Below are 24,830 nucleotides of genomic sequence, written 5' to 3' on the forward strand. Positions count from 1 at the left end.
CCGCTGAGAGGCCTCAGGCCTGGTGCAGATACCAGCGCCAGTCCTGCTCGCCGACCTCGCCCATGAACTGCCGGTATTCGGCCTGCTTGACCTTGAGATACACGCCGAGGAATGCCTGCCCGAGCGCATCGCGGGCCCAGCTGGAGCGCTCCAGGGCGCGCAGCGAGGTGAGCCAGTCGGTGGGCAGCAGTTCCTTGGCCTGGGCGTAGCCGTTGCCCTCGATGGGCGCGCCCGGATCGAGGTGCTCGCGGATACCGCGGTGGATGCCGGCGAGGATCGCCGCGGCGGCCAGGTAGGGGTTGGCGTCGGCGCCGCAGATGCGGTGTTCGATGTGCCGGGTATGGGCCGGGCCGCCCGGCACGCGCAGGCTGACGGTGCGGTTGTCGACGCCCCAGGTCGGCGCCAGGGGCGCGTAGCTGTTGGCCTGGAAGCGCCGGTAGGAGTTGGCGTTGGGGCAGAACAGCAGCAGCGAGTCGAGCAGGCTGGCGAGCATGCCGCCGACCGCCTGGCGCAGCAGCGGGGTGCCGGCCGGGTCTTCACTGGCGAACAGGTTGTCGCCCGCCGCGTCGGCCAGCGACACATGCATGTGCATGCCGGTGCCGGCCAGGTCGTCGAACGGCTTGGCCATGAAGCAGGCCTGCATGCCGTGCTTGTGCGCCACGCCCTTGACCAGGCGCTTGTAGCGCACCGCCTGGTCCATGGCGAGCAGCGCATCGCCGTGTTCCAGGGTGATTTCCACCTGGCCGGGGGCGTATTCGGAAATGGCGGTGCGCGCCGGAATGCCCTGGGCCTTGCAGGCGGCGTAGAGGTCGGCGAGGAACGGCTCGATCTGCTCCAGCTCGCGCAGGCCGTAGACCTGGGTCGAGCGCGGGCGGCCGCCGTCGGCGTCGAGCGCCGGCTGCGGGCGGCCATTGGCGTCGCGCTTGGCGTCGAGCAGGTAGAACTCCAGCTCGCAGGCCATCACCGGATGGAAGCCGTCGGCCTTGAGCCCGTCGATCACCCGGATCAGCACATGGCGCGGGTCGGCGATGTCGGCGGGCTTGCCTTCGAGCGGGTGCATGCTGACCTGCACCGCGGCAGTGGGGATCTGCCGCCAGGGCAGACGCACCAGGCTGCCGGCCAGCGGGTAGGCGCGGCAGTCGATGTCGCCGACGTCCCAGACCAGGCCGGAGTCCTCGACGTCCTCGCCGTGCAGGGTCAGGCCGAGGATGGTGCTCGGCAACGGCCGGCCGGACGCATAGACCGCCAGCAGTTCCTCGCGGTGCAGCAGCTTGCCGCGCGGCACGCCGTTGGCGTCGAGGATGAACAGCTCGATCATGTCGATATCGGGGTTGGCGGCGAGGAAATCCTGGGCTTCTTGCAGGGGGGCGAAATTCATGTGGGCTCTCGTATGGCGCCAAGGGCGCGCTGATGGCCTGCACGCGGCCGGGCCACGCCGGGCGGCGTGGAGCGAGGCAGGCAAGCGGTACAACGGCTACGTCTTGTCGCGGAGCGCGGTGACTCCGTTCAGCGTAGTTCCAGCGTCGGGGGCGGGCGGCTTGCCCGTCAGCGCTTGGCGCTATCCGGTGGCCGCGCGTGGCGGCAGTGCCAGAGCGCCCAGAAGGCCAGTTCGAGAGGTAGGGAGAGCGGTTGCAGGGTCAGCCAGCGGCAGCGTTCGCGCGACAGACGCGGTGCCTCGCCAGCCGCGAGGGCGGACGGGGTAGCAGCGGCGGAAAGCGGTTGCAGAAGGTGCATGTCAGGCGGCGATGACCAGGATGCCAGCAGACTCGCACAGGCGGATGGGTGGGTTAAATGTGAATTTACCGACCTTTGGTTTTGCCAATTCGAAACTGATTGCCCGCCTGGTCGGCTCGCGCGGGCGAGCCGCCAGGGGCCTCCTACACTGTGCGGGATGCCGACAATCCCAGGCTTCGCATATGCCGCACATCGTTTTCGCGCCGTCGATCCAGCGCCACGTCGAGGTGGCCGAGCAGGACCTGCCCGGCGCTACCCTCGCTGGCCTGCTGCAGGCGGTCTTTCTCCAGCAACCCAAGCTGCGTGGTTACCTGCTGGACGACCAGGGCGGCCTGCGCCGGCACGTCACCGTGTTCATCGACGGCCTGCGCCTGCGCGACTGCGAACGCCTGGGCGATCCCTTGAACGCTGACAGCCAGGTCTATGTGGTGCAGGCCCTGTCCGGCGGCTGAACGACGAAGGAGGTAGGACGATGGACGATCGACTGCTGGTGGCCACGCGCAAGGGCCTGTTCAGCTACCTGCGCTGCGCCGATGGCGGCTGGCACGAGGCGCACCAGGACTTTCTCGGCGAGCCGGTGAGCATGGTGCTGGCCGATCCGCGCGATGACACGCTCTACGCCGCCCTCGATCTCGGTCACTTCGGTTGCAAGTTGTGGCGCAAGCGCAAGGACGCGGAGTGGCAGGAGTGCGCCGTGCCGGTCTACCCGCCGCAACCCGACCCCTTGCCGACCCCGGCCGCGGGCGAGGCCCCGGCGGCGCCCTGGAGCCTGCACCTGATCTGGTGCCTGGAAACCGCCGGCACCGACCAGCCCGGCGCGCTCTGGGCCGGGACCATTCCCGGCGGCCTGTTCCGCAGCGACGACGGCGGCGATAGCTGGCAGCTCAACCACCCGCTGTGGCAGCGCCCCGAGCGCGCCCGCTGGTTCGGCGGCGGCTACGACTGGCCGGGGATTCACTCGGTCAGCGTCGATCCGCGCGACAGCCGCCACCTCACCGTCGGCGTATCCTGCGGCGGCGTCTGGCAGAGCCACGACGGCGGCGCCAACTGGGTCAACACCACGCGCGGCATGTATGCCGACTACATGCCGCCGGAACTGCGCGAGGAGGGCGCCATCCAGGACCCGCACCGTCTGGTGCACTGCCCGGCACAGCCGGAGCGCCTGTGGGTGCAGCACCACAACGGCATCTTCACCTCCGATGACGGTGGCGCCAGTTGGCAGGACCGGCGCGCCGAGCCTTCCAGCTTCGGCTTTGCCGTGGCCGTGCACCCGACGCGGCCGGACACCGCCTGGTTCGTCCCGGCGCAGAAGGACGCCTGCCGCGTGCCGGTGGCCGGGCACTTTCTGGTGACCCGCACCCGCGACGGCGGCAAGACCTTCGAGCGCCTCGACCGGGGCCTGCCGGCGGCGCCCTGCTACGACCTGGTGTACCGCCACGGCCTGGCGGTGGACGACGACGGCGAACGCCTGGCCATGGGCTCGACCACCGGAGGCCTGTGGCTGTCGGAGGATGGCGGCGACTATTGGAGCTGCCTGTCCGCGCACCTGCCGCCGATCTATTGCGTGCGCTTCGGCTGAGCGGCCCCGGCCGCAACCCCCGGCATCGGTTGAATCCGCCGTGCCGGGTCGATACAAGGCACGACTGAGCGGATATGCTGCGCCGCAGCCAAGCGGAAAACAGCATCAGCAGCGTGTCGCCGGCAGCGACCATGGGGGACGGGAAAGGGCATGGGTGAGTCGATCGAGCAGCGCGCTGCGGGGGGGCAGGGCAGTGGCGTGGCGGTGAGTTTCCGCGAGGCGCTGTGGTTCTGGCTGAAGCTGGGGTTCATCAGCTTCGGTGGTCCGGCCGGGCAGATCGCGATCATGCACCAGGAGTTGGTCGAGCGGCGGCGCTGGATTTCCGAGCGGCGCTTTCTGCATGCGTTGAACTACTGCATGTTGCTGCCCGGCCCGGAGGCCCAGCAACTGGCGACCTACATCGGCTGGCTGATGCACCGCACGGCGGGCGGCGTGGTCGCCGGCGCGCTCTTCGTGCTGCCGTCGTTGTTCGTGCTGATCGGCCTGTCCTGGCTGTACATCGCCTTCGGCGAGCTGCCGCTGGTGGCCGGCTTGTTCTATGGCATCAAGCCGGCGGTGACGGCGATCGTCCTGCATGCCGCGCGGCGCATCGGTTCGCGGGCGCTGAAGAACGCCTGGCTATGGGCGATCGCCGGCGCCTCCTTCGTCGCCATCTTCGCGCTCAATGCGCCATTCCCGCTGATCGTGCTCGGCGCCGCGCTGCTCGGTTATCTCGGTGGACGCCTGGCGCCGGAGCATTTCGGCGCCGCGCCGGCCAGCGCGGCGGCGGCGTCCCACTACGGCCCGGCGCTGATCGACGACCTGACGCCGACGCCCGAGCATGCGCGTTTCCGTTGGTCGCGGCTGGCGCGCCTGGCGCTGGTCGGTGCGCTGCTCTGGTGCCTGCCGATGGGCCTGCTGATGGCGCTGTACGGCTGGAGCGGCAGCCTGACGCAGATGGGCTGGTTCTTCACCAAGGCCGCGCTGCTGACCTTCGGTGGCGCCTACGCGGTGCTGCCCTATGTCTACCAGGGCGCGGTCGTTCACTATGGCTGGCTGACCCCGGCGCAAATGATCGATGGCCTGGCGCTGGGCGAAACCACGCCCGGTCCGCTGATCATGGTGGTGGCATTCGTCGGCTTCATCGGTGGCTATGGGCATTCGGCGTTCGGTGCCGAACAGGCTTTCCTGGGCGGCGCGCTGGCGGCCTGCCTGGTGACCTGGTTCACCTTCCTGCCTTCCTTCCTGTTCATTCTCGCCGGCGGCCCGCTGGTGGAGTCGACGCACCAGGAGCTGACTTTCACCGCGCCGCTGACCGGTATCACCGCCGCCGTGGTCGGGGTGATCCTCAACCTGGCGGTGTTCTTCGGTTATCACGTGCTCTGGCCGGAAGGCTTCGCCGGGCGCTTCGAGTGGCCGTCGGCGCTACTCGCGGTGCTGGCGGCAGTCGGTCTGTTCCGTTTCAAGCGTGGGGTGATCGAGGTGCTGGCGCTGTGCGCGCTGCTGGGGTTGGCGGTGCATCTGTTGCGCGGCTGAGGCGCGATGGGGCGGCAGCGACGCCGCCCCGCGGGCGGGTCAGTCGAGAACGTTGTGCAGCACTTCGTAGATCAGCCCGGTGGCGGCGGTGACCAGGATCAGGTCGGTGCCGGCCTGGACCCAGTCGTAGCCGTCGTAGCGCGGCAGCTGGCCGAGCAGGCGATTGTCGAGTTTCTTGGCGATGCCCGGCGGTAGCGGCTTGCCGCGCGCGAGGTTCTTCTGGATGCCCGGCGGCAGCGCCTTGCCGGCGCTCCAGTACTGGCGGTTGTTGCCGAGGACGATGCGCACGCCGCCGATATCGATCTGCGGCTCGCCACGGTAGCTGTTGCCCCCGCCGTCATTGTCGTTGCCCTTGCCGGCGTTGCCGTGGCTCTTGCCGTTGCCGTTGCCGTTGCCATTTCCATGGGAGTTGCCGTGCGGCTTGTCCTTGTTGCCCGGATCGGCCAGCAGCAGGGGCGAGCCAGCCAGCAGGGCGACGCTGGTGAGTACCGCGATGAACGAACGTGCTTTGAGCATTACGTGTCCTCTTTGATACAGGCGTTGCGCTCAAGCCTATGCGCTTATCGCCAGGTCGTCGACGGGAGGGCGCTTGTCGCGTGGCGATGGCTCCACTGCTGTCATTCGTCGGCGCCGTGTGAACCGGGGAGTGTCTCGGAAGTCTTACAGACATTCCTGAGAGATGCCTTTGGAGGCACCTGTTACATGAAAAAGAAGACCCTTGCGGCTTTTGCCGCCTGCGCCTTGATGCTCGGCTCCGCCGCGCTGCTGCCCAATGACCTGTCGCCGATTGGCCATGCTTATGCCCGCGGGGGCGGCGGTGGCAACGGCGGTGGCGGTGGTGGCGGAAACGGTGGTGGCGGTGGCGGTGGCAACGGCGGCGGTCATGGCGGCGGCACCGGCAACGGTGGCGGCAGTCACGGCAGCCATGGCGGTCAATCCAACGGTAACAGTGGCGGGCTCGGCGACCATTCCGGCAAGGCGACCGCCGATCATGGGGTGAGCGGCAACCATTACGGCCGCGACGACAGCGACAACGATAGCGAAGGCCATGGCATGGCGACTTCCGGTGTCGCGCGCTCGAAAGACACCCGCGGGCTGGCCAAGGCGGAAGCGGTTTCCGCGACCACGCCCGGCACGCATAATGAGAAAGGGCTGAGCAAGGCCAGCACCTCTACCTCGAAGCACGACAGCGAGAGCGAAGCGGATAGCGATAGCGACGCCGATTGACGCGCCTGCAATGAAGTTGGGCGCCACCCTCGGTCGAGGGTGGCGCCCAACGCTTCAGACGATAGCGATGCTTACCAGAGCGGCATCACGTAGCTGACGTAGAAGCGGTTTTCGTCTTGCTTGGTCTGCCCGACGATGCTCGGGTTGGCACGAGCGTTCTTCCAGGTCACGCCCAAGCCCTTGAGTGCACCTTCCTGCACCTGATACGCCAGGGCGATGTTGCGTTCCCATTCGCTGGCATCACCCTGCGGGGTCTTGATCTGGTCGCCGTGGGCGTAGGTCGTGGCGAAGGTCAGGCCCTTCACGCCGAGCTGGCCGAAGTCGTACTTGTACTGTGCCAGCCAGGTGCGCTCGCCGGCGTGGGCGAACTTGTTCAGCTGCATGTTGGTCAGCGCCGGGGTGTCGGCGCCGGCGCCCGGACCTTGGCGGTTGGTGCCGCTGTTGAAACCGGAGTCGAGGTAGGGGAAGTCGCTGTCGCCGGTGTTCTTCTGGATGCCCAGGCCTACCGTGTGACCGGCCAGGCTGTAGCTTTCCATCAGGCTGAGGGTGCTCTGGTTGATGCGCCCCTTGGTGGCACCGTTGCCATAGTAGCCGTTGGTGGCGTAGTCGCGGTCGCCGTCGGCGTTGCCGCCGATGCCGAGGCTGCGGTACACGCGCGCATCGGTATCCAGCGCGCCCACCGGCAGGGTGTCGCGGTGCTTGGCGCCGATGAACAGCTGCTGGTAGTAGTCTTCCAGGCTGCCGTACCACATGCTCAGGGTGGTGCCGGGCAGGCCGGTGTAGTCGGCGCCGCCGTAGCTGAAGCGGTTGACCAGCTTGGCGCCGCCGCCGGTGGTCATGCCGGTGTCGCCGGTCTGGTTGCGGATCTTGGTCTGGCTGATGTTGCCGGCGGTGAAGGCGAAATTGTCCAGGTCGTGGGAGACCAGTTGCGCGCCGGTGTTGGTCTGTTGGTACAGACGGCCGTCGGTGTTGGCCAGCAGCGGGTTGTTCTGGTACAGGGTGCCGACGCGCAGTTCATCCTTGAGGAAGCGCATCTTCAGGGTCGGGCTGAGCACGCCGAAGCTGTCGGCGGACTTGCCGTCGTCCAGCGGGAACATGCTGCCGGGGTAGCGGCCCTGCTGTCCTTTCTTGTTCAGATCGCCGCCCGAGTCCAGCTTGATCCCGTAGAAGGCCTGCAGGTCCAGGCCGAAGCCGATGGTGCCGGGGGTGTAGCCGGACTTGAAGTCGAACTTGAAGCCCTGGCCCCAGTCACGGTAGTTCTTGGCCTTGGTGTCGCGGCCAGTCACTCCCCGACCGTCCTGGTTCAGGTAGCGGTTGAGCAGAGTGATGTCGGCGTGACTGTCGTCGATGAAATCGGCATGGGCGGACAGGGCAGCACCGGCAAGCAGGGTGCCAACCAGGCCGCACGAAATCTTGGTCATGGGGAATGTCTCTTCACTGAGGGGACAGCAAGAGCGAAATGCTCTTGAAATAATTAGAAATATCCAGCGTGACAGAACGGTTACAAAAAGGCCTTGCGGGTATTAGCCAATCGTCTACTAGCGCGTTTGCGATGGCGGCTATCCGGGGCTGCCGGGCGCTCCGGGAACGGGCCGATGAATAGCCATGCGACAGCGCTGCGGTGCGATGACGCCAGATTGCCATTATGGGTAGACTGCTGCGCTGTAGCGGTCGATCTTTGCCGGACGATTTCCGGGACTCCCGATCAGGCGGTGTGAAGATGCAGTCCTTGTGTGCCGAAAGCGCGCCGCAGAGCGCCAGCGATGAACGATATGACGGCCTGGTTCGCCTCGCCCGCGCGCATTTCGCGGTACGCGCGGTGCTGCTTACCCGCCTGGTGGAGGGGCAGGCGCGGGTCTGGGCCTGCGCCGGGCTGTCCGCCGACGAGGCCTGGCGCCTCGGCCACTTTGGCGATCCGCACAGTCATGGCGAGGGGCTGACGCTGGTCAGCGATCTTCAGCAGGACGTCGCCTGGCGCGCTCAGGCCGCGGCTGCGGGCGTGCGTTTCTACGCCGCCAGCCCGCTGCTGGACGACGACGGCACGGCCCTGGGCCTGTTCTGCCTGCTCGACGACCAGCCGCGCGACCTCGATGCCGCACAGCGCGACGCCCTGCGGCAGTTCGCCTGCCTGGCGGCGACGGCCTTCGAGCACGACCGCGTCGAAGCCAGCCTGCGGGACAGCGAAAGACGCATGGCGCTGGCCATCGAAGGCAGTGGCACGGGGGTCTGGGACCGCAATGTACCGGCCGGGGAAATCTACTATTCGCGGGGCTGGAAGGCGCTCCTGGGTTATGCCGAGGAGGACGTCAGCAACCGCATCGAGGAGAGCTACACGCGCCTCCACCCGGACGACCTGGCCTACGTCAAGGCGACCATGCAGGCGCACCTAGACCAGCACACGCCGTTCTACCAGGTGGAGCACCGCATCCGCCGCAAGGACGGCAGCTACATGTGGGTGAGCAGCCGCGGCAAGGTGGTCGAGCGCGATGCCGAGGGTCGGCCGCTGCGGATGATCGGCACCACCACCGACATCACCGAGCTGCGCGGCATGTCCGAGCGGCTGCAACAGACGGTCGAGCTGCTCACTGGGCTGACCAACGAGATCCCCGGGATGGTCTTCCAGTTCCGCCGCCTGGCGGACGGCAGCGCCTCCTTCCCCTATGTCAGCGCCGGCAGCCGGGAAATCTACGGACTGACTCCGCAGCAGATGGCCAATGGCGCCATCGAGGCCATCCGCGCGCTCATCCACCCGGACGACATGCCGCGTTACCTGGCCGCGCTGGAAGCCTCCGCCAGCAGCCTGATGCCCTGGCAACTGGAGTACCGCGTGATCCTGCCGGGGCAGGGCGTGCGCTGGCGCCAGGGTAGCGCCCATCCGCAGCGCCAGGCCGATGGCGCGGTGATCTGGCACGGCTTCATCACCGACATCACCGAACGCAAGCGCATCGAGGTCGAGCTGCAACTGCTGGCGACCACCGACTTCCTCACGCAATTGCCCAATCGTCGGCACTTCATGCAGCAGCTCGCCGCCGAACTGGCCCGTGTGCAGCGCGCCAGCGAACCGAGCGCGGCCATCCTGATGTGCGACCTGGACCATTTCAAGGCGATCAACGACCGTTGGGGGCACGCCGTCGGGGACCAGGCGCTGAAGCATTTCGCCGACATCCTCGCTGGCCATATCCGCCGCAATGACTGTGCCGGGCGCATGGGCGGCGAAGAGTTCGCCGTGCTGCTCAGCGATGCCGACCTGGACAAGGCGCGGGTCTTCGCCCAGCGCTTGCAGCAGCGGCTCGCCGACCTGCCGCTGCTGCAGGACGGCGAGCGCGTGCCGCTGACCATCAGCATCGGCATCACCGCCATGGATGCCCGCGACAGCGCGGTGGAGTCGGTGCTGTCGCGCAGCGACATGGCGCTGTACCGCGCCAAGCAGGCCGGGCGCAACCGCATCGAATGCGGCTGAGCGGCGCTCAGCGGCTCACTGGTACGCCCAGTCGCCGCAGTTCCTCGCGCAAGCGCGGCGCATCGCTGAAGTGCAGCGCCTGCATGCCCTCGCGGCGCGCCGCCGCGACGTTGCGCGGGCTGTCGTCGATGAACAGGGTGTGCGCCGGCTGTAGCGCATAGCGCACGATCAGCCGTTGGAAGATCGCCGGGTCGGGTTTCTTCAGGCCCTCGTCTCCAGACACCAGGATGCCCTCGAAGCGGTCGAGGAAGGCGAAGCGCTGGCGGGCGATGGGGAAGGTTTCGCCGGACCAGTTGGTCAGCGCCAGCAGACGCATGCCGTGGTCATGCAGTTCTTCGAGCAGGGCGACGCTGTCGTGCAGCGGGCCGGCGAGCATTTCCTCCCAGCGCTCGCGGTAGGCGTGGATCAGCGCGGCATCTTGCGGGTGGCGCGCCACGGCTTCGGCGATGCCCTCGGCCCAGGACCGCCCGGCGTCCTGGCACTCGTTCCATTCGCTGCTGCAGACCTCGGCGAGGAAGCGCTCCATCGCCGCGTCGTCGCCGCCGAACAAGGTGCGGTAGAGGTAGCGCGGGTTCCAGTCGATCAGGACGCCGCCAAGGTCGAAGACCAGCGCATCGACGCGGGGAGATGGGCTCATGGGCACTCCGGGCTTGGGTTCGCCGCGAACTATAGCAAGGCCGGCTTGGGCTATGGTCTTGAGGAGGGTGGCGATATTCCGAGGGTGCCGATGATGGATGGCGACGCTCCGCGGGTCGAGGTGCGGCCCGCCCTGCTGGACTGCGAACCGTTGCTGACCGCGATGCTTCCCGACTACCTGCGCGAGCTGGGCGTCGGCGTCAGCGACTATCCCTACCTGGCGTTGTACTGGGTCGAGGCGGACCGTTATCCCTACCTGCTGCTGGCCGATGGCCGGGTCGCCGGCTTCGCCCTGGTGCGCAACCTGGACCTGCCGGAGCGTTTCGAGATGGCCGAGTTCTACGTCATCCCGGCGCTGCGGCGGCGGGGCGTCGGTCGCAGCGCGGTGCGCGCGCTGTTCGCCCGCCATCCGGGCGAGTGGGCCTTGAGCGTGCTCGCCAGCAACCCGCGCGCGCTGGCCTTCTGGCTGTCGCTGGTGCCGCGCGGGACGCTGCCGCGCCTGGTCGATGAGCCGGGGCAGTGGCCGCACCTGCGCCTGTCCTTCCGCGTCGCGCCGGCCGCCGGTTAGCCAGCGGGGCTTGCCAGGCGCCGGCGCGCCGGGCAGATTGGCGCCCCGCGCTTGCGCCAATCCCCGGAGTCCGAACATGCCGCACTACATCGCCACCGTCACCGTCAGCGCCGAACACTGGGGGCGCGAAGCCGAGGCCGTGGACAACACGGGCATCGCGGTCGAGCTCAAGACCCTCTCGCCGGGCCTGCTGCAATTGAGCTTCCAGGGCCAACTGGCCGGTCCCGAGGAGCCGACCCACGTCTGCGTCAGCCTGGACAACGGGCTGAACTACTACGGTCCCATCGTCGATGGCGAGGCCAACGAGGCGGGTGGCCGCTTGAGCTTCGAGAGCGACATGGTCGAGCCCGAACTGCTCGGCTGAGGCCGCCTTCGCCGCTCACCGTGCACGCCGGCGCGGGGTGATAGGCAGAAATAATCGCCCCAGCGGCGAATAAAAGTGCGCGCCAGGGTGTTTTCTCCAGGCATACCCAGCCAATCGGATAGGAGATCACACCATGAGCCTCTGCCTTTCCCCGAACACCCGCCGCCTGCTGCAACTGGGCGTCGTCAGCCTGTCGCTGATCAGCGGCCTCGCCCTGGCCAGCGGCGGTGGCGACGGCTATCGCAAGAACGACAAGACGAAGCTGGCGCCGGACTGCGCGCAAGGCCAGGTCTGGAACAGCGCCGAGGCGTCCTGCGGCGATCTGCACAGCAGCGCGCTGTCGGACAGCGACCGCACGGCCTACGCCTACCGGCTGGCCCGCGCCGGGCGCTACCAGGAAGCCCTGGCGCTGCTCGACACCCTGCGCCAGCCGAATACCGCCGAAGCGCTCAATTATCGCGGCTACGCCACGCGCAAACTCGGGCGTACCGACGAGGGCATCACCTATTATCTGAAGTCGGTGCAGCTCGATCCGCACTACGCCAAGGTTCGCGAGTACCTCGGCGAGGCTTATGTGATCAAGGGCCGGATGGACCTGGCGCATGAGCAACTGCAGAGCATTCAGGGGCTGTGCGGGACGGCGTGCGAGGAGTATCGGGACCTGGCGGAGGCCATCGCCCATCCGCAGTCGCTATGAACGATTGCAGCGAACCCCTCGGGCCCTGGCCGCGCGAGTTGCCCCGTGCGCCGGCCAGTGCGCCTGAGCCTTGCCTAGCCGGTCGGTCGCCGTTGCGGCGGCCGCACAGCCCAGTGGAGGTGTCCATCGCAGCGCAAGCGGAAATCCGTGGCGAACTCGGCCAGTACCTGGGGCGCTTGTGGCGCTATGCCCTGGTCTTGTCGCGGCAGTCCCACGTCGCCGACGACCTGGTGCAGGCGACCTGCCTGCGCGCGCTCGAGCGCGCGGCACAGTTTTCCCAGGGCAGCCGCCTGGACCGTTGGTTGTTCGCCATCCTGCGGTCGATCTGGCTCAACGAAATCCGCGCCCAGCGCGTGCGCGCGGGACAGGGCTTCGTCGACGCCGAGAGCGAGCTGGTCTTCGACGGCGAACACCTGGCGCAGACCCAGGTGCTCGCCAGCCAGGTGATCCGCCGCGTCGGCGCGCTGCCGGAAGCGCAGCGCGAGACCCTGTTCCTCGCCTATGTCGAGGGCCTCAGCTACCGCGAGGTGGCGGAAATCCTCGGCGTGCCCATGGGCACCGTGATGAGCCGGCTGGCCGCGGCCCGCCTGAAGCTGGCGCAAGCCGACGGCACGCCCGGCGTGCCTGCCGGAGGAGAGCGGCGATGAGCGAATACGACAGCAAGTCCCAGGTATCCGATGAGCTTCTGGTCGCCTTCATCGACGGCGAGCTGAGCGACCAGCAGGCGTGCCTGATCGAAGCGCGAATCGCCGCCGATGCCGAGCTGGCGCGCCGATTCGAAGGTCTTTCGGCCAGCAGCCTGGATTTTCGCGGCGCCTTCGACGAACTCCTCGCCCAGGCGCCGCTCGATCGGCTGAACGCCGGCCTGCAAGAGCTGCCGGGCGAACCCGAGCAACGCGCCTTCGGCCGCCGCGGCTTCCTCGCCGCCGCGGCCGCCTGCGTGGCCCTGGGCATGGCCACCGATCGCCTGCTGCTCGGCCACCTGGGGGCGACACGCGAGGACGCCGGCAATTGGCGCCAGCGGGTGGCCGACTACATGGCCTTGTACACGCCGCAGACGCTCGACAACCTGCCCCTCGACGAACTCGCCCAGCGCGCCCAGTTGCAGGCCCTCGGCGAGCGCCTGGAGCTGGCCTTGCAGCCGGCCAGCGTGGCCCTGCCGGGAGCACAGCTCAAGCGCGCGCAACTGCTGGAGTACGACGGTGTGCCGATCGGCCAGATTACCTACCTGGATGCGCGCTACGGTCCCCTGGCGTTCTGCATCACCCGCGGCAATGGCAGCGGCGCGGCGCTGGCGCAGGAGCAGCGCCAGGCGCTGAACCTGGTCTACTGGTCCGACGCGCGCCATGCCTACCTGCTGATCGGGCGTAACCCGCCGGCGGCGCTATGGGCGCTGGCCGACGATCTGCGGCGGCGGCTCGCCGCCTAGCGCTATGGCAAGGGGAGCAGAGAGCATGAACAGTTTCAGCGGTCGTTTCGCGCTACTGATCCTCGTCCTGCTGCTGGGCGCGCCGGCGTCGGCGGAGGACTGGCGCCTGGCGACGGAGCAGGACGGCATCCAGGTCTACCTGAGCAGCGTGCCGGGCTCGAAATACCAGAGCTATCGCGGGCTGGTGGATATCAATGCCGATGTGCGGACCCTGGTCGCTCTGCAAGAGAACCTGCGGGTGGCCTGCAAATGGATCTACGCCTGCGCCGAGATGCGCCTGCTGAAGTACGCCGGCGACGACGTCTGGCTGTACATGCAGACGCAATTGTCCTGGCCGCTGAGACCGCGTGACCTGGTCCTGCACGTGACCACCGAGCGCAGCGCCGACGGCGCCGTGGTGCGCCATCTGGAGGCGGCGCCGGATTACCTGCCGGCGGTCCAGGGGATGATCCGCGTGCCGCGCCTGAGCGGCCTCTGGCGCATGGTGCCGCTGGCCGACGGGCGTACCCGGGTGACCTATCAGATACGCGGCGACCCGGGCGGCAGCGTGCCCTCCTGGCTGGCCAATCGTTTCGTCATCGACGCGCCCCTGGAGACCCTGCGCACCTTGCGCGCGGTGGCCGAGCGGCAGCCGCGCCCGGCGCCTCAGTGAGCGCCAGCGAGCTGGCTGGCGGGGCACGCGACCACCTGGTTGCGGCCGCCTTCCTTGGCCCGGTAGAGGGCCGTGTCGGCGGCTTCGAGCAGCGCCTCCAGGCTCTCGGCGGCGACGCAGTCGGTGCTGGCGACGCCGATGCTCAGGGTCAGCACGCCGAAGGGGCCTTGGGCATGCGGGACGGCCTTGGCCTGCAGGGCGACACGAATGTGTTCGGCGAGGTTCCGGGCATGCTCGCGGTCGCTGTCCGCCAGTAGCATCACGAACTCTTCGCCGCCGTAGCGCGCGGCGCAATCGCCAGGCCGGCGGGCGAACTCGCCGAGGGTGTGCGCGACGATCTTCAGCGCCTCGTCACCGGCCGGGTGGCCGTAGTGGTCGTTGTAGGCCTTGAATTTGTCGATATCCAGCATCAGCAGCGCCAGCGGGTGGCCGGCACGTTCGGCGCGCGCCCACTCGCGGGCGGCGCGGCGGTCGAAGCTGCGGCGGTTGTTCAGGCCGGTGAGGGGATCGGTGCCGGCTTCCTCGCGCAACTCGCTCTCCACTTCACCGCTGCGGCGGAACTGGCGTGCGAGGAGGTAGGCCAGGCCGAGGATCGACAGATCCAGTGCGGTTGCGAGCAGGCCGATGGTCCAGGCGCGGAGTTGCCACTGGGCATAGATGTCGCGGCTCGGCAGGGTGACGCTGAAGATCAGCGGATAGCTGCCGATGCGGCGGAAGCTGTGCCAGCGCTCGACGCCGTCCGCGGCGCGCTCGAAGAAGTCGCCGCGGCGCGCCTGGAGGAACCGCGCCACCTCGCTCACGCTGTCGTCCTGCGGCGCCGCCGTGCTGCCGTCGTCCGGCCAGCGCATGAGCAGGGTGCCGTCGAGCATGTGCAGGCTGACCGTGCCGCCGGCGCCGATGTTCAGGCCGCTGAACAGGTCGCGCAGGGCACGCAGGCGCAGGATCACCGCGACCACCCCGGAGAACTCGCCATCGGTGGTGTGCAGGCGCCGGCTCATGGCGATGTCGGCACCGGCGTCGCTGCCCGCGAGCAGGAACGGGTGGCTCAGGTAGGGCGTTTCGCTATTGCTGTCGCGCTGGACGATGAAGAAATCGCGCAAGCCCACGTCCAGGCGCGTGGGCAGGCTGCCGTCGAGGTCGTAGATGACCTCGCCGCTGGCATTGGTCAGCAGCAGCGTGCCCATGCCCTTGGCGGGCGCCGCCTGGCCCAGCAGCAGGGTCTTGCGGATGTGCAGCGGCAGGCCCCTTACGCTCGGCTCGTTGTAGACGCGGGCGACCACGTCGAGGGTCTGCGCATAGATGTCCAGGTTGTGCCGCAGGTCGTGTTCCACCAGGCGGGCGATGTTGTGCCCGCCGGCGTGGGCTGCGGCCAGGGCATCGTGGCGCATCTGCAGCACGACCCAGCCGCTCAGCGCGGCGATCGCCAGGGTCAGTAACAGGCTGGTGAGGACAATGAGCGTCGGACGGCGGCTGAGCATGGCATGGACATCCAGTCGAGGGCGGGCGAAGCCAGGCGCCGGAGCGCAGGCCGCCGGCGCCTTTTTCCAAGGCTAACAAGGCGTATAGCAGGTTGTGGCGAACTTGCCTGTGCGTGGCCCTGCCGCGCCGTCCCGGCGGCTAGAGGTCGTCGAGGCCGAGTTGGCCTTGCGCCAGCGGTTCCCAGGGGGCGGCCGGCCGCGGACTGGCCGGGCGGACGGGCGCGCTGGCTGGCGGCGTCGCCGGCGACAGCGCCAGGCGGCAGCTATCGACCTTCCACCAGCGCGGCAGCAACTGGCGGATCGCCGCCTGGCCGAAGCGGTCGTCCATCAGCCAGACCACACCCTGGTCCTGCTGGGTGCGGATCACCCGGCCGGCGGCCTGCACCACCTTCTGCAGGCCGGGGTAGAGGTAGGTGTAGTCGTAGCCGTCACCGAACTGGGCGTGCATGCGCTGGCGGATTTCCTCGTTCACCGGGTTCACCTGGGGCAGCCCGAGGGTGGCGACGAAGGCGCCGATCAGGCGGTCGCCGGGCAGGTCGATGCCCTCGCCGAAGGCGCCGCCGAGCACGGCGAAGCCGATGCCGCGGCCGCCGTTGCGGAACCGTTCGAGGAAGCCCTCGCGGGCGCTTTCGTCCATGTTCCGCGCCTGGACCCAGACCGGAACGTCCGGCTCGTCGCGGACGAAGCGCTCGCGCACCTGTTCCAGGTAGGCGTAGCTGCTGAAGAAGGCCAGGTAGTTGCCCGGTTGCTCGCGGTACTGCCGGGCCATCAGCTCGCAGATCGGCTGCACCGACTGGGCGCGGTGCTGGTAGCGGGTCGACAGGTTGCGCACCGCTTGCACGCTGAGCTGTTCGGCGCGGAACGGTGATTCGACGTCGAGCCAGGCGGTGTCCGCCGGCAGGCCGAGCAGGTCGCGGTAGTAGTGCGCCGGGGTCAGGGTGGCGGAGAACAGCGTGCAACTGTGCGCTTCCTCGAAGCGCGGAGCGAGGAAGGGCGCCGGGATGACGTTGCGCAGGCACAGGGTCGAAAGGCTGCGGGCGCGGCCATCGCCATGCCGGGTGATGTCGAACAGCGAGTGTTCGCCGAAGGCTTCGGCGAGCCGGCAGAAGGCCATGGCGTCGAGGTAGAAGCTCAGCAATTCCAGGCTGTTGCCGTCGGGCTGCTCGCTGAGGTGGTCGGTGATCGCGGTCACCGCCTTCTGCAGGGCGAGGATGAACAGCTCCGGCGCCAGCGGGTAGACCTGGTAGTCGAGCTGCTGGTCCTTGTGCAACTGGTTCCAGTGCCGGCCGACCCGCTCCAGCGCGCCCTTAAGTGTCCTCGGGGCGATCTTGCGCAGGGCCTGGAACTCGCCCTGGTCGAGTTCCGCGGTGTACATCTTGCGCCCGCGTTCCACCAGGTTGTGCGCCTCGTCCACCAGCAGCGCGACCTTCCACTCGTTGAGCACGGTGAGGGCGTAGAGCAGGGCGCTCATGTCGAAGTAGTAGTTGTAGTCGCACACCACCAGGTCGGCCCAGCGGCTCAGTTCCTGGCTCAGGTAATAGGGGCAGATGGCGTGCTCGCGGGCCACCTGGCGAACCCGCGCCTGGTCCAGCCAGCAGCCGTCGAGGGCGGCCTGGCGGGCCGCCGGCAGGCGGTCGTAGAAACCCTTGGCCAGCGGGCAGGAGTCGCCGTGGCAGGCTTTGTCCGGGTGTTCGCAGGCCTTGTCGCGGGCGACGTGTTCGAGCACCCGCAGCGGCAGCGCCGGGTCGTCCTGGCGCAGGCTCGCCAGGGCTTCCAGGGCCAGGCGCCGGCCGGGCGTCTTGGCGCTGAGGAAGAACAGCCGGTCGAGGCCCTGGCCGGGCATGGCCTTGAGCTGCGGGAACAGGGTGCCGAGGGTCTTGCCGATGCCGGTGGTGGCCTGGGCCATCAGGTGGCGGCCGTCGCGGGCGGCGCGGTACACGGATTCGGCGAGCTGGCGCTGGCCATGACGGAACTGCGGCCAGGGGAAGCTCAGGTTCTCCAGGGCGCGGTCGCGGGCTTCGCGGTGGGCCAGTTCGCGTTCGGCCCAGACGATGAAACGCTGGCACTGCAGCTCGAAGAAATGGTGCAGCTGGTCGGCGCTGAAGCGCTCCTGGAACACGCTCTCCTTCTGCGTCATGACGTTGAAATAGACCACGGCCAGGTCGATCTCTTCGAGGTCCTGCAGGGCGCAGAGCAGCCAGCCGTAGACCTTGACCTGGGCCCAGTGCAACTGGCGATGGTTGTCGGGGATGCGCGAAACGTCGCCGCGATGGGTCTTGATCTCTTCCAGGCAGTTGCGCGCCGGGTCGTAGCCGTCGGCGCGGCCGCGCACCAGCAGGTTGCGGTAGGCGCCGGCCAGGGGCAGTTCGGCGAGGTAGCCGGGGCCGCGGCGGCCGACCACGGTGGCGTGCCCGGCCATGCCTTCCTGGGCGGTGGGCGAGGGGGTGAAGCGCAGGTCGAGGTCGCCGACCTTGGCGGTGAATTCGCAGAGCGCGCGGACCGCGACCTGGTAGTTCATGCCGGGTCGTCCTGGCCAAGCCACTGCACGTAGCAGACTTCCACCGGCATGCCGTGCTCGGCGCAGAAGGCCAGCCAGCGCTGCTGGTTATCCTGCAGGCGGTCGCCGGGGCCCTTGACCTCGATCATCCGGTAGCGGCCTTCGGCGGGCCAGAACTGGATCAGGTCGGGCATGCCCGCGCGGTTGGCCTGGAGGTCTTGCAGCAGGCGCTCGAACCAGTGCTTCAGGTGCGCCGCCGGGAGGCAGGCGAGGGCCTGTTCCAGCAAGGTCTCGTCGAGCAGTTCCCAGTGGACGAACGGCGATTGCAGGCCGTTCTTCACGCGGTGGATGCGGCGAATCTCGTCGGCATGGCGGCCATCGTCGAGCAGCGCCAGGCGCGCCGCGAAGCGTTCGGCGCGGCGCGCCCGGAACTGGCTGTCGAAGAGGTCCGCCGGGCCGCTGTGGAAGGGGTGGAAGAACGCCCCCGGCAGCGGCGCGAAGATGACCTCCCAGCAGAGCAGGCCGAACAGGCTGCAGATCAGCGTGTTCTCCACGTAGTGCACCGGCGCCTCGGGGCGTTCGAGGTGGCGCTGCACGCATTGCTCGACGCTGAGCCCGGCGCATGGTTCCAGGCGCAGGTCGAGGCGCGCCGGCGGCGTGGCCTTGGGTTTGCCTGGCTGGGCCATGCCGAGTTGGCGCCGCAGGCGCAGCAGGGCGCGTTCGATCAATTGCGCCTCGGCGGCGTCGTGCGGCGCGGCGGCGGCCTGGCAGGCCAGCTCGTGGGCCTCGGCGAAACGCTGCAGGCGTTCCAGCAGGCGTACCCGGCGCTGCCGCGCGGCGCCGTGCGAACTCTCGGCATAGACCGCCAGGGCGGTTTCCCATTGACCCTCGCGTTCCAGGCGCTGGCCGATCTGCAACAGCAGGCGCCCGCGCCGGCGTTGCAGGTGCGCGCTGTCGCCGTCCAGCGCGGCGATCGCTGGCAGCAGCGCGTCGACCGGCGCGCCGGCCTCGAAGGCCTCGCGGCAGCGCTGCAGGCGCAGCTGCGCGTCGATTTCCGCGCGGCTGGCGAAGCCACGGGATTCAGGCGTCAGCACCGGGGTTTCGTAGCGCAGGATGCCGAGGTCGGTGAGGACAAACTCGCTCCAGTCCTGGCGCAGGTTACCGAAGAACATCAGGCGCAGGCGCTCGCAGAGTTCGCCGAGGGTCAGGCTGAACAGCCTGTCGTCGAGTTGCGGGCACCAGGCGGCGAACGGCCGTGGTTCGCTGAACGTCTCGCGCAACTGTTCGAGCAATTCGGCCTTGCGCAGGGTCGTCCGCGCTGGCAGGGCGGCGAAGCTCGCCAGCACTTCGTCCTTGCGCAGCAGGGCGAAGACTTCGTCCAGCGTCAGCGCGGCGCCGGCGTCCAGCCAGCCGGCGCGCAGCAGGGGCGCGGCGGCCTGGTGCGGGCAGCCGATTTCCGCGTAGTCCAGCTTGCTCGCGCGAAAATGCGGGCCCTTGCGCATGATCAGGCGCACCAGCAGCGCCCTGGACGCCAGTGGCAGCTCGTCGAAGCGGCGGAGGAACTCGCGCTCGCTGGCGTCGAACAGGTCGGCATAGCGCTCGCCGAGCCAGGCGAGGGCTTTGTGGAAGTTGGCCAGGTAGTAGAAGCGCGGATCGGCGAGGGCGGACATGGGGGCGACTGGAGGGCTGTATTTTTATACAGATATCAGCCGCTCGCCGGCTTGGCAACCCGCAACGGACCTGTGGCCAGGCCCGTTGCGTCAGGAGCGGGAGGCAGCGTGTGGCAGGGCGGCCTGGTCTTCGCGCAGGGCCGCGCAGCGTTGCCGCCATTCTTCCTGCCAGCGCGGCAGTTCGCTGGCGGGCATCGGCCGGGCGATGCCATAGCCCTGGCCGTAACGGCAGCCCATGCGTCGCAGCGCCCGCGCGTGCTCCAGGGTTTCCACGCCTTCGGCGACCACCTCGCGGTTGAAGGCCTCGGCCAGGCGGATGACGCCCTCGACGATGCCCTGGTCGTCGCTGTCCTGGAGCATGTCGCGGACGAAGGTCTGGTCGACCTTGAGGACGTCCACCGGCAGCTGGCGCAGGTAGGTCAGCGAAGAGTAGCCGGTGCCGAAATCGTCCAGGGCGAAGTGAATGCCCAGCGCACGGCAGCGCTGTAGGGCCTCGATCGCCAGGTTCATGTCGTCGATGGCGACGCTTTCCAGGATCTCCAGTTCCAGGCAGGCGACGGGCAGCTCCGGGTACCGCCGCAGGCTGTCGCCCAACCAGTCGGGGAAGCTCTCGTCGAGCAACTGGCTGGGGCTGACGTTGACGCTGATCACCGTCGGCCGGCCTTCCGCGTACCAGGCCGCGGCCTGGGCCAGGGCGGTGCGGATGACCCATTCGCCGAGCAGGCGGTCCATATCGCTGCCCTGGATCGCCGGGAGGAACGCGGCGGGCGGCAGCAGGCCCTGGCCGGGGCATTCCCAGCGCACCAGGGCTTCGACACCGACGAAGGCGCCTTCCTGCAGTTCCACCTTCGGCTGGTAGTGCAGCACGAACTCGTCATTGCGCAGGGCGGCCCGGGTGCGTTCGAGCAGTTCCCGGCGGGCCTGGGCCTTGCGGTCGCTGTTCGGATCGAACAGGTGGTAGCGGTTCTTGCCCGAGCCCTTGGCCAGGTACATGGCCTGGTCGGCGTGGCGCAGCAGTTGCCCGGCGTCGACGTTGTCGTCCGGGTAGACACATACGCCGATGCTGGCGGAAACGCTGATCGTGCCGCAGAGGGTGGCCACCGGCAGGTTGATGGCGGCGAGGATGCGGTCGAGCGTGGCCGAGCAGTCCTCCACCGAGGCGACTTCGCTGAGCAGGATGACGAATTCGTCGTCGCCCAGGCGCGCCAGGGTGTCCTCCGAGCGCAGCACTTGCTTGAGGTTCTCGCTCACCGCCACCAGCAGGTTGTCGCCGACGCTGCGCCCGCCGCGCGCGTTGACCTCCTTGAAGTCGTCCAGGTCGAGGTAGCACACCGCCAGCGAACGGCCGGAGCGCAGGGTCCGGGCGATGGCCTGTTCCAGGCGGTCGCCGAGCAGGCGCCGGTTGGGCAGGCCGGTCAGCGGATCGTAGTGCGCCATGCGGTCGAGTTCGGCTTCGTGGGCCTTGATCCGGCTGATGTCGGAGAACACCGCGATGTAGTGCAGCACCTCGCCGGCCTCGCCGTGGGCGACGCTGATGGTCAGTGCCTCGGGGTAGATTTCGCCATTCTTGCGCCGGTTCCAGATTTCCCCGTGCCAGTAGCCGTGCTCTCGCAGGCTGGCGAACAGTTGCTGGTAGAAGGCCTGGTCGTGCAGGCCGGAGGAGAGCACGCGCGGGGTGTGGCCGAGCATCTCCTCGGCGCCGTAGCCGGTGATCCGGGTGAAGGCCGGGTTGACCCGGCTGATGCGCATGTCCGGGCTGACCACCATGATGCCCTGGTGGCTGCTCTCGAACACCACCGAGGCTTCGCGCAGGGCCAGCTCGGCGAGCTTGCGCGGGGTGATGTCCTGCACCGTGCCGTACAGTTGCAGCACCTTGCCGTCATGGTCCAGGCGGCGGAAGCCATGGATGTTGACCCAGCGCCGCGCGCCGTCGCGGCGGATCAGCTCGATGTCGATGGCGTAGTCGTCGATGCCATGCAGCGCCTGTTGTATCGCGGCTTCCAGGGTATGCCAGCCGGCTTCGCTGAACAGCGAACGGATATCCGGGTAGCCGGGTGGCGGCAGCTCGGTGCTCAGGCCGTAGATGCGATAGACCTGCTCGGACCAGGTTTGCCGGCCGCTGGCGATGTCCCACTCCCAGTTGCCGATATTGGCCAGTCGCTGCGCGGTGCGCATCGCCGCTTCGCTGGCGAGCAGGGCCGCCTCGGTGCGTTTGCGCGCGGTGATGTCGCGGGACACGCTGAACAGCCCGCTGACCTGGCCGTTGGCGTCGCGCACCGGGCCTTTGGTGACCAGCAGTTGCAGGCTGCGGCCGTCGTGGGTGGTTATCTGTTCTTCATGGCTGACGGTGCGTTCCTGTTCCATCAGCGATTGATCCTCGGACATCTGCCGGCTGGCCTGCTCCCCCGGCAGGAAGGCCTCGTCGTTGCGTCCGAGAATCCACGAGGCCGGCCGCCCCAGCAGGCTCGCGGCCGCCTGGTTGAGCAGTTGGTAATGGCCCTGGCGATCCTTGACGCAGATGGCGTCGGGGCTGCCGGAGACCACCGCGTCGAGCAGCGCGCGCTGGGCTCTGAGGCGCTTGAGGGTGCGGATCAGCAGCTCGCTGAGCAGGCTGATGCCGATGCCGTTGAAGACCAGGATGGTGAGTTGCAGCAGGTCGTGATTCTGGCTGATGCGCAGGCTATCGACCGGCGGCAGTCCCATGAAGTCGAGGCCCAGGGCGGCGATGGCGGTGGCCAGCAAGCCCGGCCCCAGTCCGCCGAGCCAGCCGCTGGCGACGATCGGCAGCATCAGCAACATGGGCAGGGTGTTGTGGCTGGTGGCGGCGGTGAGCGCGTGATGCACGGCGAGCATGGCCAGGGTCGCCAGGCTGGCGAACAGGTAGCTGGCCACCCGCGAGTAGCGGCGGTGGGCGGCGGGCTGGAGCTGCCAGGCGCTGCCGCTGGTGGGCGGGCGGGCCGGAGGCACGGCGTTGAGGGCGAAGACCAGCAGCGCGGTGGTGACGATGACGAAGAACAGGCCCTTGGCCATGGACAGCCAGATCATGGCCTGGGTGCTGGCAAGGTCGGCCAGCAGGAGGTCGGAGCAGTAGATCCAGGCCAGCGAGACCAGGCCGTAACTGACCGTGGCCATGCCGATGAAACGAGTACGTGGCGAAATTGCCATCCTTAACCCCACTCTCCTTGGTGTATCCGGGATACGACACGAGGGCCTGCCGCCCTCATCCCGGGCTCGGACGATCCGCCGCTTCTGCGGGGCGTGCGTCCACGCGAGATATTAGTTGAGCGCCAGGCATTCCGACGCCGCGATTTCGTTGCGGCCGGAGGCCTTGGCCCGGTAGAGCGCGTTATCGGCCTTGTTGATCCAGTCCTGAGGACTGTCCGTCGGCGTCGGGACGCCAGCGCTGACCCCGCCGCTGAGGGTGACCACCCGGTAGGCGCTGGCCTGGTGCGGGATGCCGAGGTCCTGGACGGCCTGGCGAATAGTCTCCGCCAGGTCGAGGGCGCCCTCGCCGGGGGTGTTGGGCAGCAACACGGTGAATTCCTCGCCGCCGTAACGCGCGGCAAGGTCGCCGGGACGCCGCTCGAAGCTCTGCAGGACCTGGGCGATGCGCCGCAGGCAATGGTCGCCGGCCAGGTGCCCGTAGTTGTCGTTGAAGCTCTTGAAGTTGTCGACGTCGAGCATCAGCAGCGACAGCGGCGTGCCTTCGCGCTGGGCGCGGGCGAATTCCTGTTGCAGCGCCTGATCGAAATGCCGGCGGTTGGCAATACCGGTCAGGCCGTCATGCAGCGCCTGGTCTTCCAGCGCGTGATTGAGGTGCTCCAGGTCGGCGGTGACGATGCGCAGGTGGTGCTCGGCCTGCAGGCGGATGAAGATGTTGCGCGTCAGGTAGGCGCCCATGGCAACGAACAGCAGCATGCCCAGCGCCGTCAGCCCGAGACTGACGGCGGCCTGATGGTGCCAGCCGCTGAGGGCTTCCTCGGTATCCAGCGCGGCGATCGCCACCAGCGGGTAGTTGTCGACTTTCTGGAAACCATAGAAGCGCTCGCGGCCGTCGAGGGTCGAGTGCAGCACCAGTTGCCCGCGCTTTTCGCCATCGAGAACGCGCTGGAACACCGGCGTGGAGAACAGGCTGCGGCCGATATCGCGGTCGTCGAAGGGGCGCCGGGCGAGCAGGCTGCCTTCGAGCATGTTCATCGCCAGCACGCCGTGCCGTTGGATATCGAAGCCTTCGTAGAAGTCCTGGAAGCACTGCTCGCGGATCGCCGCCACCACCACCCCGGCGAAACGCCCGTCGGGCAGGTTGTAGCGCCGGCTGACCGGAATCACCCACTCGCCGTTGCGCCGTGAGCGCACGGCACGGCCGATGTGCGGACCGAGGTCGGCGTGCTGCCGGTGATACTGGAAATAGTCGCGGTCGGCGTAGCTCTCCCGCAGGTTCGGCAGATTCGCGCTGGCGACCTCCATGCCCTGGGCATCGAGCACCAGTAACTCGGCGAGCTGGTTCAGCTCCACCGCCTGACGCGCCAGAAGCAAGGGTAGCGACAGCGCCGGGTCCGGGGTATCCAGGCGGGCAATGACGCTGACCAGGACGATATCGGTCTGCTTCAGCGTATCTTCGGCGTGGCTGGCCAGCGCCTGGGTCAGGTTGGCGACGGAGGTGTGAATCTGCGCGAGGTAAAGGTCACGGTTCTGCCTGAGCATCCACAGGGTGATGGTCGTCAGGGTCAAGCAGCAGATCAGGGTGATCGCGCCAGCAGCGTAAGACAGCCTTGTCCTGCGTCCGAACAGACGCCTCCACAGTGGGCGAGGCATAGAAGAACCTGGCTGGGTCTGTGATATCCAAATGCTATCAAATTATGTCGATAAATGTACGTTCACTAGACCAGTGGCGGAACATGCGCGCCGGCGCTTAAGAAAACCCCGCGGACGGTCGCCTTGAGCATGGTCAACCCAGCGAAAGGCCCGCACTCCATGCGCCAGCACAACCGTATCGTTTTTCGCTCGATGTTCCGCATCCGCGCCGTGGATGGCCGCAGCGGCAAGCTGTTCGGCTATGTCGCCGACCTGTCGGAGACCGGGCTGAAGCTGCGTTGCGACGAACTGCTGGAGGCGGACAGCGTGCTCGACCTGCGCTTGCGCATGCGCGACCGCGAGGGGCACATGCGCGAGGCCGAGGTCAGCGTGCGTTGCATCTGGTCGCGGGAGAACGCCCAGACCGGCCAGTTCGAGGCCGGCCTGGCGCTGGAGCAGCCCTCGATGACCTTCAGCGAGTTGATGCGCAGCCTGCGCGCCGGCCGCCGCAGCGCCGACGCCGACTGAAT

At 68.4% G+C, this 24,830-nt stretch carries 22 protein-coding genes; 12 read left to right on the forward strand and 10 right to left on the reverse strand.

The features are described from left to right. Window positions 1-13: 13 nt before the first annotated feature. Together BLQ74_RS09545 and BLQ74_RS09550 are read right to left on the reverse strand one after the other, a co-directional pair. The gene (locus BLQ74_RS09545) at window positions 14-1,378 is read right to left on the reverse strand and encodes a glutamine synthetase family protein (RefSeq protein WP_090262317.1); all 1,365 of its coding nucleotides are present in this window, start codon (window positions 1,376-1,378) and stop codon (window positions 14-16) included. A 167-nt stretch (window positions 1,379-1,545) separates the two neighbouring features. Then, window positions 1,546-1,734, reverse strand: a complete 189-nt coding sequence (locus BLQ74_RS09550; protein ID WP_090262318.1) for a hypothetical protein — start codon at window positions 1,732-1,734, stop codon at window positions 1,546-1,548. Between the two features lie 182 nt (window positions 1,735-1,916). On the opposite strand from BLQ74_RS09550, the gene BLQ74_RS09555 reads away from it, so the two are divergent. The 3 genes from BLQ74_RS09555 to chrA all read left to right on the forward strand — a co-directional run bounded on the left by BLQ74_RS09555 (window position 1,917) and on the right by chrA (window position 4,828). Next, window positions 1,917-2,186, forward strand: a complete 270-nt coding sequence (locus tag BLQ74_RS09555; RefSeq protein ID WP_090262319.1) for a MoaD/ThiS family protein — start codon at window positions 1,917-1,919, stop codon at window positions 2,184-2,186. 20 nt (window positions 2,187-2,206) lie between these two features. Continuing rightward, on the forward strand, window positions 2,207-3,313 hold the full coding sequence (locus tag BLQ74_RS09560) for a WD40/YVTN/BNR-like repeat-containing protein (RefSeq protein WP_090262320.1): 1,107 nt from the start codon (window positions 2,207-2,209) through the stop codon (window positions 3,311-3,313). Between the two features lie 150 nt (window positions 3,314-3,463). After that, window positions 3,464-4,828, forward strand: a complete 1,365-nt coding sequence (chrA, locus tag BLQ74_RS09565) for a chromate efflux transporter (protein ID WP_090262321.1) — start codon at window positions 3,464-3,466, stop codon at window positions 4,826-4,828. A 39-nt stretch (window positions 4,829-4,867) separates the two neighbouring features. Here the strand turns inward: chrA and BLQ74_RS09570 are convergent, their stop codons facing one another. Beyond that, the gene (locus BLQ74_RS09570) at window positions 4,868-5,344 is read right to left on the reverse strand and encodes an anti-virulence regulator CigR family protein (protein ID WP_090262322.1); all 477 of its coding nucleotides are present in this window, start codon (window positions 5,342-5,344) and stop codon (window positions 4,868-4,870) included. A gap of 186 nt (window positions 5,345-5,530) precedes the next feature. On the opposite strand from BLQ74_RS09570, the gene BLQ74_RS27660 reads away from it, so the two are divergent. Beyond that, window positions 5,531-6,055 (forward strand): hypothetical protein, encoded by a 525-nt coding sequence (locus tag BLQ74_RS27660; RefSeq protein ID WP_244507176.1) that lies wholly within the window; start codon window positions 5,531-5,533, stop codon window positions 6,053-6,055. Between the two features lie 71 nt (window positions 6,056-6,126). On the opposite strand, the gene BLQ74_RS09580 is transcribed toward BLQ74_RS27660, so the two are convergent. After that, window positions 6,127-7,476, reverse strand: a complete 1,350-nt coding sequence (locus BLQ74_RS09580) for an OprD family outer membrane porin (protein ID WP_090262324.1) — start codon at window positions 7,474-7,476, stop codon at window positions 6,127-6,129. Between the two features lie 299 nt (window positions 7,477-7,775). Here BLQ74_RS09580 and BLQ74_RS09585 point away from each other — a divergent pair, with 299 nt between their 5' ends. Continuing rightward, on the forward strand, window positions 7,776-9,515 hold the full coding sequence (locus BLQ74_RS09585; protein WP_090262325.1) for a sensor domain-containing diguanylate cyclase: 1,740 nt from the start codon (window positions 7,776-7,778) through the stop codon (window positions 9,513-9,515). A gap of 7 nt (window positions 9,516-9,522) precedes the next feature. Here the strand turns inward: BLQ74_RS09585 and BLQ74_RS09590 are convergent, their stop codons facing one another. Continuing rightward, a complete protein-coding gene (locus BLQ74_RS09590; protein WP_090262326.1) occupies window positions 9,523-10,152 on the reverse strand; it encodes an HAD family hydrolase in 630 nt (209 codons plus the stop codon). A gap of 93 nt (window positions 10,153-10,245) precedes the next feature. Between BLQ74_RS09590 and BLQ74_RS09595 the strand changes: the two genes are divergently transcribed. From BLQ74_RS09595 to BLQ74_RS09620, 6 genes are all read left to right on the forward strand, one after another. Further along, window positions 10,246-10,719 (forward strand): GNAT family N-acetyltransferase, encoded by a 474-nt coding sequence (locus BLQ74_RS09595; protein ID WP_090262436.1) that lies wholly within the window; start codon window positions 10,246-10,248, stop codon window positions 10,717-10,719. A 76-nt stretch (window positions 10,720-10,795) separates the two neighbouring features. Continuing rightward, window positions 10,796-11,083: a hypothetical protein gene (locus BLQ74_RS09600; RefSeq protein ID WP_090262327.1), complete on the forward strand. Its 288-nt coding sequence runs from the start codon at window positions 10,796-10,798 to the stop codon at window positions 11,081-11,083. A 133-nt stretch (window positions 11,084-11,216) separates the two neighbouring features. Continuing rightward, the gene (locus BLQ74_RS09605) at window positions 11,217-11,780 is read left to right on the forward strand and encodes a tetratricopeptide repeat protein (RefSeq protein ID WP_090262328.1); all 564 of its coding nucleotides are present in this window, start codon (window positions 11,217-11,219) and stop codon (window positions 11,778-11,780) included. 167 nt (window positions 11,781-11,947) lie between these two features. Further along, a complete protein-coding gene (locus tag BLQ74_RS09610; RefSeq protein WP_244507174.1) occupies window positions 11,948-12,427 on the forward strand; it encodes an RNA polymerase sigma factor in 480 nt (159 codons plus the stop codon). After that, window positions 12,424-13,209: an anti-sigma factor family protein gene (locus tag BLQ74_RS09615; RefSeq protein ID WP_090262330.1), complete on the forward strand. Its 786-nt coding sequence runs from the start codon at window positions 12,424-12,426 to the stop codon at window positions 13,207-13,209. Before BLQ74_RS09610 ends, BLQ74_RS09615 begins: the two co-directional genes overlap by 4 nt. Before the next feature lie 25 nt (window positions 13,210-13,234). Continuing rightward, on the forward strand, window positions 13,235-13,861 hold the full coding sequence (locus BLQ74_RS09620) for an START domain-containing protein (RefSeq protein ID WP_090262331.1): 627 nt from the start codon (window positions 13,235-13,237) through the stop codon (window positions 13,859-13,861). Here BLQ74_RS09620 and BLQ74_RS09625 read toward each other — a convergent pair. The 5 genes from BLQ74_RS09625 to BLQ74_RS09645 all read right to left on the reverse strand — a co-directional run bounded on the left by BLQ74_RS09625 (window position 13,855) and on the right by BLQ74_RS09645 (window position 24,237). Next, entirely contained in the window at window positions 13,855-15,339 is a 1,485-nt protein-coding gene (locus BLQ74_RS09625) for a GGDEF domain-containing protein (RefSeq protein ID WP_090262332.1), read from the reverse strand. The two genes, BLQ74_RS09620 and BLQ74_RS09625, sit on opposite strands and share 7 nt — an antisense overlap. 139 nt (window positions 15,340-15,478) lie before the next feature. Continuing rightward, complete coding sequence (locus tag BLQ74_RS09630; RefSeq protein WP_090262333.1) at window positions 15,479-17,857, reverse strand: ATP-dependent DNA helicase; 2,379 nt, start codon at window positions 17,855-17,857, stop codon at window positions 15,479-15,481. Further along, a complete protein-coding gene (locus tag BLQ74_RS09635) occupies window positions 17,854-19,506 on the reverse strand; it encodes a VRR-NUC domain-containing protein (RefSeq protein WP_090262334.1) in 1,653 nt (550 codons plus the stop codon). The genes BLQ74_RS09630 and BLQ74_RS09635 overlap by 4 nt, the downstream gene beginning before the upstream one ends. Window positions 19,507-19,596: 90 nt before the next feature. After that, a complete protein-coding gene (locus BLQ74_RS09640) occupies window positions 19,597-22,671 on the reverse strand; it encodes an EAL domain-containing protein (RefSeq protein WP_090262335.1) in 3,075 nt (1,024 codons plus the stop codon). Between the two features lie 111 nt (window positions 22,672-22,782). Then, complete coding sequence (locus BLQ74_RS09645; protein WP_170842785.1) at window positions 22,783-24,237, reverse strand: GGDEF domain-containing protein; 1,455 nt, start codon at window positions 24,235-24,237, stop codon at window positions 22,783-22,785. A gap of 213 nt (window positions 24,238-24,450) precedes the next feature. On the opposite strand from BLQ74_RS09645, the gene BLQ74_RS09650 reads away from it, so the two are divergent. Continuing rightward, window positions 24,451-24,828: a PilZ domain-containing protein gene (locus tag BLQ74_RS09650; protein WP_244507175.1), complete on the forward strand. Its 378-nt coding sequence runs from the start codon at window positions 24,451-24,453 to the stop codon at window positions 24,826-24,828. The last annotated feature ends 2 nt before the right edge of the window (window positions 24,829-24,830 follow it).

The organism is Pseudomonas panipatensis (assembly GCF_900099785.1).
Taxonomy (GTDB): Bacteria; Pseudomonadota; Gammaproteobacteria; order Pseudomonadales; family Pseudomonadaceae; genus Pseudomonas; species Pseudomonas panipatensis.